General features: G+C 73.8%; 10 protein-coding genes and 1 pseudogene. 4 read left to right on the forward strand and 7 right to left on the reverse strand.

Annotated features, from left to right (window positions below; translation table 11 throughout):
• Positions 1-45: 45 nt before the first annotated feature.
• The 3 genes from Cs7R123_RS01185 to Cs7R123_RS01195 all read right to left on the reverse strand — a co-directional run bounded on the left by Cs7R123_RS01185 (position 46) and on the right by Cs7R123_RS01195 (position 6,463).
• Complete coding sequence (locus Cs7R123_RS01185; protein WP_212822762.1) at positions 46-2,931, reverse strand: fibronectin type III domain-containing protein; 2,886 nt, start codon at positions 2,929-2,931, stop codon at positions 46-48.
• A 147-nt stretch (positions 2,932-3,078) separates the two neighbouring features.
• The gene (locus Cs7R123_RS01190) at positions 3,079-3,864 is read right to left on the reverse strand and encodes a M23 family metallopeptidase (RefSeq protein ID WP_212822764.1); all 786 of its coding nucleotides are present in this window, start codon (positions 3,862-3,864) and stop codon (positions 3,079-3,081) included.
• A gap of 142 nt (positions 3,865-4,006) precedes the next feature.
• Positions 4,007-6,463: a tetratricopeptide repeat protein gene (locus tag Cs7R123_RS01195; RefSeq protein ID WP_212822765.1), complete on the reverse strand. Its 2,457-nt coding sequence runs from the start codon at positions 6,461-6,463 to the stop codon at positions 4,007-4,009.
• A gap of 178 nt (positions 6,464-6,641) precedes the next feature.
• Between Cs7R123_RS01195 and Cs7R123_RS01200 the strand changes: the two genes are divergently transcribed.
• From Cs7R123_RS01200 to Cs7R123_RS01210, 3 genes are all read left to right on the forward strand, one after another.
• Positions 6,642-7,118 carry a VOC family protein gene (locus Cs7R123_RS01200; RefSeq protein ID WP_244871538.1) on the forward strand — a complete coding sequence of 159 codons (477 nt, stop codon included), beginning with the start codon at positions 6,642-6,644 and terminating at the stop codon, positions 7,116-7,118.
• Positions 7,119-7,184: 66 nt separating this feature from the next.
• Positions 7,185-8,957: a sodium:proton antiporter gene (locus tag Cs7R123_RS01205; protein WP_212822767.1), complete on the forward strand. Its 1,773-nt coding sequence runs from the start codon at positions 7,185-7,187 to the stop codon at positions 8,955-8,957.
• A gap of 51 nt (positions 8,958-9,008) precedes the next feature.
• Positions 9,009-9,536 carry a GNAT family N-acetyltransferase gene (locus tag Cs7R123_RS01210; protein WP_212822769.1) on the forward strand — a complete coding sequence of 176 codons (528 nt, stop codon included), beginning with the start codon at positions 9,009-9,011 and terminating at the stop codon, positions 9,534-9,536.
• Positions 9,537-9,566: 30 nt separating this feature from the next.
• On the opposite strand, the gene Cs7R123_RS01215 is transcribed toward Cs7R123_RS01210, so the two are convergent.
• From Cs7R123_RS01215 to Cs7R123_RS01230, 4 genes are all read right to left on the reverse strand, one after another.
• Positions 9,567-10,289, reverse strand: a complete 723-nt coding sequence (locus Cs7R123_RS01215) for a VOC family protein (RefSeq protein WP_212822771.1) — start codon at positions 10,287-10,289, stop codon at positions 9,567-9,569.
• Positions 10,290-10,390: 101 nt separating this feature from the next.
• Positions 10,391-11,152 carry a hypothetical protein gene (locus tag Cs7R123_RS01220; protein ID WP_212822773.1) on the reverse strand — a complete coding sequence of 254 codons (762 nt, stop codon included), beginning with the start codon at positions 11,150-11,152 and terminating at the stop codon, positions 10,391-10,393.
• On the reverse strand, positions 11,145-11,675 hold the full coding sequence (locus Cs7R123_RS01225) for a sigma-70 family RNA polymerase sigma factor (protein WP_212822775.1): 531 nt from the start codon (positions 11,673-11,675) through the stop codon (positions 11,145-11,147). The genes Cs7R123_RS01220 and Cs7R123_RS01225 overlap by 8 nt, the downstream gene beginning before the upstream one ends.
• A gap of 4 nt (positions 11,676-11,679) precedes the next feature.
• A complete protein-coding gene (locus Cs7R123_RS01230; RefSeq protein WP_212822777.1) occupies positions 11,680-12,336 on the reverse strand; it encodes a hypothetical protein in 657 nt (218 codons plus the stop codon).
• Between the two features lie 178 nt (positions 12,337-12,514).
• Between Cs7R123_RS01230 and Cs7R123_RS01235 the strand changes: the two are divergent.
• Positions 12,515-13,348, forward strand: a pseudogene (locus tag Cs7R123_RS01235) (MerR family transcriptional regulator); the annotation flags it as partial.
• Positions 13,349-13,402 lie beyond the last annotated feature (54 nt).

Consider the following 13,402-nt stretch of genomic DNA (forward strand, 5'->3'; position numbering starts at 1 on the left):
ATACGCCGCCGCGGCCGCCGTTGCGGGCGGCCGCGGCGGTGCCGGTCAGGGCGTCGTGGTGCAGGCGTACGGCGTCCAGGCCGAGTAGCCCGCCGCGTTGTACGACCTGATCGCGAAGCACATGTAGGTGTGCGAGGCCAGCCCGGTCCGGGTGAACACGGTGCTGTTGGCCCCGAGCGTGAACGTGTTGACGCCGTCGTACACCTGGAAGCCGGTCTCGTTGTTGGAGCGGTCCTGCCAGGTCACCCGGATCTGCGAGCTGTTGAGCGCGGTGGCGGTCTGCCCGGCGGGCGCCACCGGGACCGTCGGCGTCGTCGTGCACGCGTACGGCGTGTACGCGGAGTAGCCGGCGACGTTGTAGGCCCGGACCGCGAAGCACATGTAGGTGCCGGGGGCCAGGCCGCTCCAGGTGTAGGACGTGCTGTTGGCGCCCAGCACGACCGAGGTGACGCCGTTGTAGAGCTGGAAGCCGGTCTCGTTGGCCGACCGGTCGGTCCAGGTGACGGTGATCTGGGTGCCGTTGATCGCCACGGCCGCGCCGATGGTGGGCGTGGTCGGGATGGTCGGGGTGGTGGTGCACGCGTACGCGGTCCAGGCCGAGTACCCGGCCAGGCTGTACGCCCGCACCCGGAAGCACATGTAGGTGCCGTTGGCCAGCCCGCCCCAGGTGTAGTACGTGCTGTTGGCGCCCACGACCTGGGAGGTGACGCCGTTGGAGATCTCGAACCCGATCTCGTTGTTCGACTTGTCGGCCCAGCTCACCTGGATGCTGGTGCCGCTGGCCACCACGGCCGCCGGATTGGTCGGGGCGATCGGGATCGTCGGCGTGGTGTTGCACGCGTAGGCGGTCCAGGCCGAGTACCCGGCCAGGTTGTACGCCCGCACCCGGAAGCACATGTAGGTGCCGTTGGCCAGGCCCGTCCACGTGTACGAGGTGCTGTTGGCCCCCACGACCTGCGAGGTGACGCCGTTGGAGATCTCGAAGCCCCACTCGTCGGAGGACTTGTCCGCCCAGGTCACCTGGATGCTGGTGCCGCTGGCGACGGCGGCCGCGGGGCTGGTCGGGGCGGTCGGGATCGTCGGGGTGGTGGCGCAGACGTTGCCGGTCCAGGGCGAGTAGCCGCCGAGGTTGTACGCGCGCACCCGGAAGCACCTGGTGGCGCCGTTGGCGATGCCGCCCCAGGTGTATGAGGTGGTGTTGGTGCCGACGACGTTCGAGGTGGTGCCGTCGGCGATCTCGAAGCCGGTCTCGTTGTTGGAGTTGTCGGTCCAGCTGATCTGCACGCTGGTCCCGGTGACCACGGTGACCGCGACGTTGCTCGGCGCGGCGGGCAGGGCCGGGGTGGTGGCGCAGGTCTGCGTCGTCCAGGGCGAGGCGCCCACCGGGTTGACCGCCCGGACGGTGAAGCAGGTGGTGCTGCCCGGGGCGAGCCCGCCCCACGTGTACAGGGTGCTGTTGGGCCCGACCGAGGCCGTGCCCGAGCCGTTGGAGATCTCGAAGCCGGACTCGTTGTTGCTCTTGTCCAGCCAGCTGACGTTGATCGCGTTCGCGGTCAGCGGCGAGGCCGAGACTGCCGCGGGCCGGGCCGGGCGGCCCAGGTAGGTGAACTCCCACTGCGGGCTCGGATAGCGCACCCCGTTGCGGATGGTGGTGACCCGCCAGCGGTAGGTGTCGGCGGTCAGCACCGGGTTGAACACGGCCAGCAGCGCGCGGGTGTCGGCCGTGGTGGTGGTCAGCGTGTAGTTGACGTCGGTGGACCGGGCCAGCGCCACCTCGTAGGTCGCCCCGGCCAGTGCGGTGCCGCCCGGGTCGGTCCAGACCAGCTGCTCGTCGGTGGGGTCGTAGTAGCCGGTCTGGGCGCCGCCGCAGCCGCCGCCGGTGTAGCCGCTCAGCGAGGCCCGGGTCGTGCCGTTCTCGGCGTAGAGGCCGTAGCGCTTGCCCGGCACGCCGGGGATGTCGCGCAGGTTGAACCAGGTGGCCGCGGCGACGATGCTGTCCGACAGGCCGTCGAGCAGGTTCACGGCGTTGACGAGGTTCTCGCACTGGGTGATGTCGTCGGGCACCTCGTTGCCTTCGAGGCTGCCGCTGTCGTCGGGCAGGCGCCAGCCGTACTCGGTGACGTACTGGGGCAGGCCGAAGGCCTTGAGCGCCCAGATGAAGTCCTTCAGCGGCTGGTGGCCGGCGGCGTTGTCGGGCTTGGGGATGACGTACGGGTGCACGCCGATGCCGTCGACCGCCGCCGCCAGCGAGCTGAAGCCGAACTGCGGCAGCGCGTCCTGGACGGCGTTGAGGTAGGTGACCGGCTGGTTCGGCGAACCCTCGTTGTCCGGTACGACGCCGGCACTGATGATCTTGTCACCGTTCGACGCGGGGCAGGCGCGGATGGCGTTGACGGCCGCGGCCAGCTTCTCGGCGTAGGCGCTCGGCTCCATGTGGGTGCCGGAGTAGTTGGGCTCGTTGCCCACCTCCCAGACGTCCACCTGGCTGTAGGCGGAGTTGCAGGCCACGGCGCCGACGGCGGCGGCGTAGTCGGCGGTGGGCCCGTTGACGTCGGCGCCGTACACCACCTCGTGCGACAGCAGGCCGATCACCTTGATGCTGTGCGACGACAGCGCGTCCAGGATCTCCTGGTAGCGGGTGGCGATGTCGCCGCAGGCGTTGCCGCCGGCACCGCGCAGGTCCAGCCGCACCCAGCTGGTGTGCGACAGGATGTCGGCGTTGTTGAGCATCAGGTCGGTGTCGGAGTAGCGCTGGCAGGTGCCCAGATCCACCGACCAGCCCCACTGGATGCCCTGGCTGCCCAGCGCGGCCGAGGCCGCCTGCGGGCTGACGAACACGCCCAGCAGCACGGTGAGCAGGGTGACGGCCGCGGTCGCCAGGGCGCGCGGCACGAGCCGCGCGCGTGGTCGGCGCGGGGTTGACACGGGCATGCGAGATGTCCTCTCGAAAAGGGTCGCGACATGTGTGAAGCGGTGCCCGCCGCAGGGCGGGCACCGCTTCACATCGATGAGCATCGTCGGGTTCGGATCACCGGGCGTTCAACCCCCGAATCTGCACCTGACGCGGCGGGCGCCAGGTCAGCAGCGCGGGACCGAGGGGATGAAGCCGGAGTAGCCGGTGTAGGTGTTGACGTCCGGCACGAACTTACCGGTGTCGATGCGGTTCCAGACGTTGCTCGTCCCCCACTTGCCGGTGACGCTCTGGCCCGCGGCCTGGCACCAGATCGTCACGGCGGCGCCGTCGGGCAGGGAGCCGACCACGCTGAAGGTGGTGCCGGCGCCGGAGTACACGTTCTGCGGGCCGCTGGAGGTGGTGTCGATCCAGCCGGCGCCGGTGCGGGTGGTGCCGCCGCAGGCGTTGCTGCTCACGTAGTTCTTGCTGCCGTAGTACAGGGCGGTCACCCCGTCGAAGGCGACCTGGTTCGGGGTGCCGTTGAGGCGCTGCTCGTAGTGCAGGTGCGGGCCGGTGGAGTCACCGGTGGAACCGACGGTGCCGATGACCGTGCCGTAGCCGACCACGGCACCGACACCCACCCACTGGCTGTTGAGGTGGGCGTAGTAGGTGGAGTTGCCGCCGCCGTGATTGATCTTGATGTACTTGCCGTACCCGGTGGCGCCCTGGTCGGCGACGGTCTCCACGGTGCCCGGCGCGCTCGCGATCACCCAGTCGTCCACGTCGTCGGTACGGTTGAAGTCGATGGCGTTGACCGGGCTGTGGTCGGCCCGGGTGCCCCCGCCCCAGGTCTCGCCGCACGGGAAGGGCAGCTTGTACACGGGTGCGGCCGAGGCGGGCGCCGCGGCGACGAGCACGGCCGCCGCCGCGACCGCGGCCACGACGCCGATGCGTACGGTCCTTGCGAGCATGGATGCTCCTTCGAGACTCGGATCGTCGGTAGGCGAGGTGGCCACCCGCACCACGGCATACTTCGATGTTCATCGATGCCGTAGCACGATCCTCCGAGATCCGCCCGAAGCCGGACAACCCCCGAATCTGCACCTGTCGCCGTCAGACCGGCGCGCTGTCGAGCGCGGCGGCCCGCGGATGGCCGATCTCGCGCCAGTAGCGCACCGACGCCTCCCGCAGCGCCTGCCGCCGCTGCGGCTGCTGCGCCGGATGCTCGGCCAGCAGCCAGCCGCAGTCGGCCACCGCCAGCCGGTCCCCGACCGCACCGAACCGCGCGTACGCCGTCTCCAGCAGCGCCAGCCCCGCCTGCGGGGCACCGGCCGCCACCCGGCACTGCCCCAGCGCCCGCATCGCGCCCGCCTCGGCGTGCGGTGTGCCCGCCTGCCGGGCCAGCGCCAGCGACCGCTGGCCGTAGGCGACGCCCTGCTCGGGACGGCCGGCGGTCGGCATCAGCCGGGCGAGCTCCGCCAGGGTCAGCGCCTCACCGTGGCGGTCGCCCAGCTCGCCGCGGATCGCCAGCGCCCGCTCCAGCAGCCGCTCGGCGTCGGCCACCCGGTCCTGACCGGCCACGCACAGCGCCAGGTTGTGCAGGACCGCGGCCTCGCCGTAGCGGTCGCCCAGCACCCGTACGGCGCGCAGCGCCGCGTCCAGTTCCGCCAGCCCGCGCACCGCGTCGCCCAACTGGGCGTACACGCCGCCGAGGTTGCAGCGCGCGATCGCCTCCCCGCGCGTGTCGCCCAGCTCCCGCACCAGCACGAGCTGGTCCAGGTGCCGCGCGGCGGCCTGGTGCGGGTCACCGCGCCGCAGGCAGGACAGCCCGAGGTTGTTCAGCGCGCGGGCCTGGCCCAGCCGATCGCCGCAGTCCCGCATGATCACCAGCTGCTCGCCGAAGGCCGCCGCGGCCTGCGCCGGTTCGCCCAGATCCAGATGCACCTGCCCGAGCCGGTTGAGCAGCACCGCCTCGTCCGGGCGGGCACCGAGCCGCCGGGCCGCGGCCAGCGCCCGCCGGATCCACGGCATGATCTCGCCGCGCCGCTGGTAGCGCAGGAACCCGAGATGGTCGGACGCGGCCACGGCCTCGGCGACGACCAGCCGGTCGCCCTCCGGGGTGCCCACCGCACCGAGCGCCCAGGCCCGAGCGGCGTCCAGATGCGGCCGCTCCAGGTCGAACCCGGCCAGCGCCGCGGCGCCGTCACCGGCCTGGAACCGCTGCTGGAGGCCCTGCACCAGCCGTACGCACGCCTCGGCATGGCGCCACCGCACCGGCTCGGCCTCGCCCGACTCGGCGAGCAGCGACCGCGCCAGCTCGCCGACCAGGTCGTGCAGCCGCCAGCGGTCGTGGATCGGGTCGTAGCCGACCAGGTTGCGCCGCAGCAGGTGCCGCAGCGCCGGCTCCACCGGCTGGTCCCCCGGCGGCACCGCGATCTGCGCGGCCAGGTCGGCACCGAAGTCCGCGGTGAACACGCCCAGCTGCCGGAACAGCGTGCGCACGGGCTCCTCCAGGCGGGCGTAGCTCAACCGCAGCGACGCGGGCACGTCGGCACCGAGGTCGTCGGGATCGCGCAGGTGCTGGAGCGTACGGCTGGGCTCGGCCAGCCCGGCCAGGTAGCCGTCGACCGCCAGCGCGTGGTCGTTGGCCAGCAGGCTGCCGCTGACCCGCAGTGCCAGCGGCAGGCCGCCGCACGCCCGGGCCATCCCCCGGGCCTGCTCCTCGCCGACCCGGTCGCAGATCCCGCGCACCAGCCGCACCGACTCGTCGTCGTCGAGCTGCTCCAGGTCGAGGGTCACCATGCCGGGCAGCAGGAACCGGTGCCGGGTGGTGACCAGCAGGGCGCAGCCGGGCGGCGGCAGCAGCGGGCGCACCTGGGCCGCATCTGTGGCGTCGTCGGCCAGCACCAGCACGCGGCGGCCGCTGAGCACCGCGCAGTAGTGCCGCTGCAGCTCGTCCAGGTCCTCGCCGAGCCGGGCCCGCGGGGTGAGCGCGTGGATCACCTGGCGCAGCGCCTGCGCCGCGGGCACCGGCGCCTCCCGCATGCCGTGCAGGTTCACCATGAGCTGCACCTGCGGCCCGTCGGCCCGTACCCGGGCGGCGGCCAGCAGGGCCAGCTCGGTCTTGCCCACCCCGGCCATGCCGCGCACGCCCACGACCGGGCCGTACGCGCCGTCCCCGGTCGGCCGCAGCGCGCCGAGCAGCAGGCCCAGCTCCCGTACGCGGCCGACGAAGTCCGGGGTCGGCGCCCGCAGCTGGCGTGGCGCCGCGGGTCCGTCGGTCCACCAGGACAGCTCGGCGCCACGCGGATCGTCGGCTCCGACCGCCGCGGCCAGCTCGGCCACGGGGCGCTGCCCGGCCGAGCACAGCAGCGCGTCCACCTCGTCGCGCGACAGCGACAGCACCCGCGCGATGCGCAGCAGCGGCTCCCAGTGGCGCGGGCGGCGCACCGTGCCGTCCCGCCAGTTGTCGATGGCGGTACGCGGGACGCCCGTCAGCTTGCTCAGCGTCTGCGTCCCCACCCCGGCCCGTCGCATGAGCGCGCCGAGATGCTCGCTCAGCTCCGTCACCGCCCGGCCTCCCGCACGGATCTTATCGTCTCATGTGGACTGTTCTATGTAGAACGGCGCATCGACGACACCGCCGAGCCGACGCGAACGCCGACCGTCCCGCCTCGCCGGTGGATCGGGGCTAGAATGACCGCAAATAGGGCATTTCACGTTCGGCTAACGGGGACAGGAGACCGGGATGAGCGGCACACAGGCGGACCAGGCGGACATCAGGCCACCGGCGGTGGGCATGAGGCTGGAGGTCGTCGTCCTGCCGGTCGCCGACGTCGACCGGGCGCTCGCCTTCTACCGGGGGCTGGGGTGGCGGGTGGACGCCGACTACGAGGCCGGCCCCAAGTTCCGGATCGTGCAGCTGACGCCGCCCGGCTCGGCCTGCTCGGTCCACTTCGGGCGGGGGCTCACCTCGGCCCCGCCCGGCTCGGCCCGGGGCACCTACCTCGTGGTCGACGACCTCTCGAAGGCACGCGAGGACCTGCTCGGCCGGGGCGTCGAGGTGAGCGGCGTCTACCACAACACGTACGACAGCGGTGAGCCCGAGCGGGTCGACGGCCCCAGCCCCGACGGGCGCAGCTACGCCAGCTTCGCCACGTTCGACGACCCCGACGGCAACACCTGGCTGCTACAGGAGGTGACGCAGCGGGCGCCCGGCCGCTGAGGCGCAACGGGCAGCGGGCCTCTGTGGAGGGATACCGAACGCGATCTTCCACCATGCCGGGGACGTATGGAACTACTGATCATCGCGGTGGCAGCGGTCGTGGCCGTCGTCGTCGTCAACGCACTGGCCCGCCGGACCGGTGTGGCCGCGCCGCTGCTGCTGGTCGCGGTCGGCGTCGCCGTCAGCTTCCTGCCGTTCGTGCCGGCCGTCGAGGTCGAGCCCGAGGTGATCCTCGCCGGGGTGCTCCCGCCGCTGCTGTACTCGGCCGCGGTGTCGCTGCCCGCGATGGACTTCCGGCGGGACTTCACCGCGATCAGCGGCCTGTCGGTGGTCCTCGTCGTCATCACCTCGCTGCTGCTCGGGCTGCTGTTCGCCGCGCTGGTGCCGGGCCTGGGGTTCGCGGGCGGCGTCGCGGTCGGCGCCATCGTCAGCCCGACCGACGCCGTGGCCACCGCCATCGCCAAACGGCTCGGCGCACCGCCGCGGGTGATCACCGTGCTCGAAGGCGAGGGCCTGCTCAACGACGCCTCCGCGCTGGTGCTGCTGCGCTCGGCCGTCGCCGCGACGGCCGCGGTCGTGAGCGTGGGCAGCGTGATCGGCGACTTCCTGTGGGCGGTGACCGCCGCGGTGGTATGCGGTGCCGTCGTGGGCTGGCTCGGGCTCAAGGCCCGCCGCCGCGTCGGCGGGGCGACCCTGTCGACCGCGCTGTCGTTCGTCGTCCCGTTCACGGCGTACCTGCCCGCCGAGCACCTGCACGCCTCGGGCCTGGTCGCCGTCGTCACGGCCGGCCTGGTCACGGGGGTCGGCTCGGCACGCTACCTGAGCCCGCAGGACCGGCTCTCCGAGCGGTCCAACTGGCACACCGTGGAGGTCCTGCTCGAAGGCGGCGTCTTCCTGCTCATGGGTCTCGAACTGTTCGGCCTCGTCGAGAACGTGCAGGCCGAGGGCGACAGCGCCCTGACCGCGGCCGGGCTCGGGGCGCTGGCCGCCGCCGCGGTGCTGGCCGTGCGGGCGGCGTACCTGGCGCCGCTGCTGTGGTCGCTGGCGCGGCGGGCCCGTCGGGCCGTCGGCCAGCGCGAGGCCGCGCAGGTGTACTACGACGCGGTCGGCCGGCACGTGGCCCTGGCCCAGGCCGACGGCGACGACACGGTGATGATCGAAGGCAGGTCGGGCGGGCCCCGGGCCGTGCCGGCGGCGCGGGCCGAGCGCATCGGCCACGCCGTCATGCGGCGCATCGCCGACATCGACTACCTCACCAGCAGGCCGCTGCGGCAGCAGGAGGGCATCCTGCTGGTCTGGGCGGGCATGCGCGGCGTCGTCACCCTGGCCGCCGCCCAGTCACTGCCCGTCGACTTCCCGCACCGCTCGTTCGTGGTGCTCGTCGCGTTCACCGTCGCGGCCGGGACCCTGCTGGTGCAGGGCGGCACCCTGCCGTGGCTGGTCCGGCGCCTGGGCCTGAGCGAGGCGCCCTCGGCCGTCGCCGAGGACGTGGCCGCGCTGCGGCGCACCGGTCAGGACGCGGCGCGCGAGCTGCTCGACGACGCCGGCCTGGCCCAGCCCGACGGCAGCGGGTACGACCCGCAGGTCCTGGCCCGGGTCCGGACCGACATGGTCCGCGACGACGCCGTCCAGGACCTCGACGAGCTGGAGACGGCCCGGCGGATCCGGCAGTACCGCGAGCTGAGGCTGCGGGTCATCGACCGGCAGCGGTCGGCGCTGCTGGCGGCGCGGGCGACCGGCCGCCACGACTCGCGGGAGCTGGAGAAGGTGCTCGACATCCTGGACGCGGAGCAGATCATGGTGGAGATGCGGACGGCGTCGGTCGCCGAGGACCGCTGACGGCCGCCCGGCCGCCCCGCTGCACCGGGCGGGCCGCTATACGATCATCGGATGGCTGACCCGACCCCGCCGACGATCCGCCCTGGCCGCCTGGACGACGTCGCCGACGTGCTCGCCCTGATGGACCGGGCGACCGCGTGGCTGGTGTCGATCGGCCGTGCCGACCAGTGGGGCTCGGAGCCCCACTCGACCAACCCCAAGCGGATCGCGCAGATCGAGGGGTTCGCCCGGGGCGGCGGCCTCTGGATCGCCGAGATCGGCGGCAGCACCGTCGGCGCGCTCTCGGTCGGCCAGGCCCTGCCGTACGCGCCGCCCGTCGACGAGCCCGAGCTCTACGTCCAGCTGCTGATCTCCGACCGGTCTCCGGCCGCGCGCGGTGCCGGCGCCGTGCTGCTGGCACACGCCCGCGAACTGGCCGTACGGCAGGGCGTCGGGCTGCTGCGGCTGGACTGCTTCGCCGGTGGCGAGGGCGCGCTGGTGCGCTACTACGAGGCACAGGGGTTCACCCCGGGGCAGGCGTTCACCGTCGCGCAGCCCTTCGGCGAGTGGCCCGGCCAGGTCCTCAGCCTCCGGCTGTGATCCGCCGGGCCGCCTCGCCGCGGCCGGGCGCTACTCAGCCGGTGCCAGCAGGCAGAACTCGTTGCCGTCGGGGTCGGCCAGCGCCACCTGGCCGGACTCGCAGCGGCCGGAGCCGAGCAGGGTCGCGCCGAGCGACAGCAGGCGCTCGATCTCGGCCTGCCGCCCCGACCCGGCGACGGCCAGGTCGAAGTGCACGCGCTGCCTGCCGTCCACGGGCATCAGGGGCGGGCCGCCCCAGGTGATCTTCGGGCCGCCGTGCGGCGAGCGGATCGCGGTCTCCTCACCCTGGTCCCAGACCAGCGGCCAGTCCAGGGCCCGGCTCCAGAAGTACCCGACCGCCTGTGATCCGTCGCAGGCCAGCGCGCCGACGAAGCCGCACTCGGCCAGGAACTTGTTGCCCGGCTCGATGACGCAGAACTCGTCGCCCTCGGGGTCGGCGAGCACGACGTGGGGATCGTCGGGCGACTGGCCGATGTCGATGTGCCGCCCGCCGAGCTCCAGTGCCCGGGCCACCGTCTGCTGCTGCTGTTCCAGGGATTGGCTGGTCAGGTCGAAGTGCATCCGGTTCTGGAGGGTCTTGGGCTGCTCGCTCGCGACGAAGCGGAGCCGGAACCCGGTGTCGTCGCCGGGCAGGAGCGCCACCCCGCCGTACGGATCGTCCGCGGCCTGCCAGCCGAGCAGCCCGGACCAGAAGCGGGCCAGCTGGTGCGGCCGGTTCGCGTCGAAGGTCACCGCGAACAGTCGTGAGGTCATGGTGCCGCCTGTCTCTCGTGGCGCCCCTGTCGGCGCCGCCGACTGGCAGCGTATGAGCGATCCAATTCGGTCGCACCCGAGTATCGGCAGGCAGCGCCGGTTCAGCCGAACGGGTCCTGGGCGCGGCCGCGGACGATGAAGGTCAGCGGGGTGCCCTGCCCGGGTGCGGCGGCGGCCAGGCCGGCCCGGGTGAGTTCCAGCGCCTTCCCGCCGACCACCACCTGGTACGGCGCCGCCCGGCCGCGCAGGGTGACGCGCTGTTCGGGCCGGACGGCGTCGCAGGCGACGACGGCGAACCCGGCGCCGTCGCGGGCGGCGCAGCCCGGCTCCCCCCAGGACGTGACGGTGCCGGTCTTGAGGAGGTACTCCGTCGCGCCCGGGGCGAGGGGGACAAGCGCGAACAGGGCGCCGTCGGTCGCGGCACCCTGGTCCGTCACCGCCAGGGTGCCGTCGGGCAGCGCGGTGAGCAGGGGGTAGCCGTCGGTGGTGGTGGCCTGGAGCCATACCGCCTGCTGCCGGTCCGGCACGCCGTCGCCCGGCACCGCCGACGGGTCGGTCCTCGGGGTGACCTCGGGCGCGGGACCTGCCGACGGTGACGCCGAGGCGACCGGCCGGACTGGTCGGGTCGCGGCGGGCAGGCCCGGTGCGCCGTGGCCGCGCTGGGTGGCGTACGCCCCGGCCACGACCGCGACGAGGACCAGGCCGCAGGCGGCGGTGGCCAGGCGGGTGCCGCGGCGCCGCCGGTCGCCGCGCTGCCGGGCCTGCTCGGCGGTGCCCAGCCGGCCGACGCGGGCACCGTGGTCGGCGAGCGCGGCCAGCCGCCGGTCCAGGCCTGCCCCGTCCCGGCTGTTCTGCTCAGCCATGCCTGGTCTCCTTGCCTGTCGTGTCCTGGTTCGGGGTCTGGGCGGGCGGCAGGTCGCTGAGCCAGCCGGCCAGTGCCTGGCGCCCGCGCAGCAGCCGGGCCTTGACCGTGCCCTGCGGCGAGCCGACCTCGGCGGCCACCTCGGCCACGCTCAGCCCGACCAGGTGGTGCAGCACGATGGCCCGGCGCTGCGCGGCGGGGATCTGGCGCAGCGCGTGGACCAGGGCGACGTGGTCGGGCCCGAGGCCCACCAGGTCCTGGTCCGGGGTGGCGCGGTGGTGGGCGCGGACGCGGTTGACGGCCTTGCGCCACGCGCTGATCGCGATCCGGGACGCCGTACGGCGGACCCACGCCTCGGGGCTGTCGCACTCGCGCACCTGCCGCCAGCGCTGCCAGGCCCGGGCGTACGCCTCGGCGACCGCGTCCTCGGCTTCGGCGCGGCTGCCGGTCATGGTCCACAGCTGGCCGAGCACCCGCCACGACGTGTCGGCGTAGAAGGCGTCGAACTCCTCGGCGTCGGTCATCAGGCTACGGCCACTGGCCGACGGTCCCGGCCGGGATGAACCTGAACCGGGTCCCGGCGGGGGTGCTGCCGTGCCGCTTCAGCGACACCTTGTCATCCTGGGAGACCTCCACGTCGTACGGGCCGACGACCAGGTCGAAGGTGGCGCTGCCCGAGGCGTCGGTGCCGCGGGCCACCAGCTTCACCCGCTGCCCGGTCGCGGCGGCGTCGCAGGCGACGGTGTGCAGGACGCCCGCCTGGATCCCGGCGCACAGCGGTTCGCCGCCCAGGCGCAGCCGGGCCGTCTTCAGCAGGTACACCGTCGCGCCGGGCGAGAGCGGGACCAGCTGGAACTGCTCGCGCTCGCCGGTGTCCGCGCCGCCGGGGTAGGTGCCGATCCGGCCGCTCGCCGTGACGGTCAGCACCGGGTCCTCGATCCGGTCCACGGCCTGCAACAGGAACGCCTGGCCCGGTCCGGGCACCGCGGTGCCGCCCGCGGCCGCCGTCGGGCGCGGCGAGCCGGCCGACACCGAGGGGGACGGTGCGGCCGAGGCGGCCGAGGCGGGCGTGGCCGTGACCGGCGCCGCGCCCGGCCCGCTCTGCTCCGGCCGGGCCGCGCAGCCCGCGGTCCCGGCCAGGATCACCGCACCCAGCCAGCATCCTGCGATCCACCGTGTACGCATCGTGGTTCCTTCCGTCGTCAGCGAGCTCCGGTGCGGAGCGCACCACTGACGCCCGACCGCGGGCGCCGGTTGCATCCGGCGGCAGAGAACTTACGAGGGCATGACGCCGCACCTGGTGTACGGGTGGGCGCCGCTTGACCTGTACCCGTAGGTACAGGTTTACGGTCGTCGGGTGCGAGTGGGTGAACTGGCGCACCGGACCGGGACCACGGTCCGGGCGCTGCGATATTACGAGGCCGCCGGACTGGTGGTGCCCCGGCGGCTGGGCAACGGCTACCGGGAGTACGACCCGGTGGCCGTGCGCCTGGTCGAGCAGATCCGGACGCTGACCGCGCTCGGGTTCAGCGTCGAGGAGACCAGGCCGTTCGTCGAATCCATGATCGACAGCGACGGCGCCGACGGTCGTCCGGCGGCGCTGAGCACCTACCGGCGGGCGATCGCGGGCCTGGAGCAGCGGATCGAGCGGCTGGCCGGGCAGCGCGACGCGCTGCTGACCCTGGTGGACGCGGCCGCCGGGCCGGGCGTCCCCTCCGTCGGCGGCCGGGTCTTCGGGTCCGGCGGCCCGGATCCGGTCGGCCTGGCCGGTGCGCTGATGCCCGGCCTGACCTTCCGCGCCACCGACGGCACGGCGGTCGGCCCGGCGGCGTTCGGCGGGCGCCGGACCGTGCTGTTCCTGTACGCGCTGACCAGCCGCCCCGGCGCCGACCTGCCCACCGGCTGGGACGACGTGCCCGGAGCCCGCGGCTGCACCGTGCAGGCGTGCGGCTTCCGGGATCTGCACAGCGAGCTGCTGGCCGCCGGCTGCGACCAGGTCTACGGCCTGTCCGCGCAGTCCACCGGCTACCAGCGGGAGCTGGCGCACCGGCTGCGGCTGCCGTACCCGCTGCTGGCCGACCCCCGGCTGAGCCTGGCCGCCGCGCTGGGGGTGCCGACCTTCCAGATCGCCGGAACGGCCTACTACCGGCGGCTGACGCTCATCGTGAACGACGGCGTGGTCGAGCACGTGTTCCACCCGGTGACCGAACCGGCCCTGCACGCCGACCAGGTGCTGCGGTGGCTCGCCGAC

The sequence above is a fragment of the Catellatospora sp. TT07R-123 genome (assembly GCF_018327705.1).
GTDB lineage: Bacteria > Actinomycetota > Actinomycetes > Mycobacteriales > Micromonosporaceae > Catellatospora.

Coding starts and splice junctions, on each gene's coding strand:
- Cs7R123_RS01185 (WP_212822762.1), bottom strand. CDS start 2,931: ATGCCCGTGTCAACCCCGCGCCGACCACGCGCGCGGCTCGTGCCGCGC.
- Cs7R123_RS01190 (WP_212822764.1), bottom strand. CDS start 3,864: ATGCTCGCAAGGACCGTACGCATCGGCGTCGTGGCCGCGGTCGCGGCG.
- Cs7R123_RS01200 (WP_244871538.1), top strand. CDS start 6,642: ATGAGCGGCACACAGGCGGACCAGGCGGACATCAGGCCACCGGCGGTG.
- Cs7R123_RS01205 (WP_212822767.1), top strand. CDS start 7,185: ATGGAACTACTGATCATCGCGGTGGCAGCGGTCGTGGCCGTCGTCGTC.
- Cs7R123_RS01210 (WP_212822769.1), top strand. CDS start 9,009: ATGGCTGACCCGACCCCGCCGACGATCCGCCCTGGCCGCCTGGACGAC.
- Cs7R123_RS01215 (WP_212822771.1), bottom strand. CDS start 10,289: ATGACCTCACGACTGTTCGCGGTGACCTTCGACGCGAACCGGCCGCAC.
- Cs7R123_RS01220 (WP_212822773.1), bottom strand. CDS start 11,152: ATGGCTGAGCAGAACAGCCGGGACGGGGCAGGCCTGGACCGGCGGCTG.
- Cs7R123_RS01225 (WP_212822775.1), bottom strand. CDS start 11,675: ATGACCGACGCCGAGGAGTTCGACGCCTTCTACGCCGACACGTCGTGG.
- Cs7R123_RS01230 (WP_212822777.1), bottom strand. CDS start 12,336: ATGCGTACACGGTGGATCGCAGGATGCTGGCTGGGTGCGGTGATCCTG.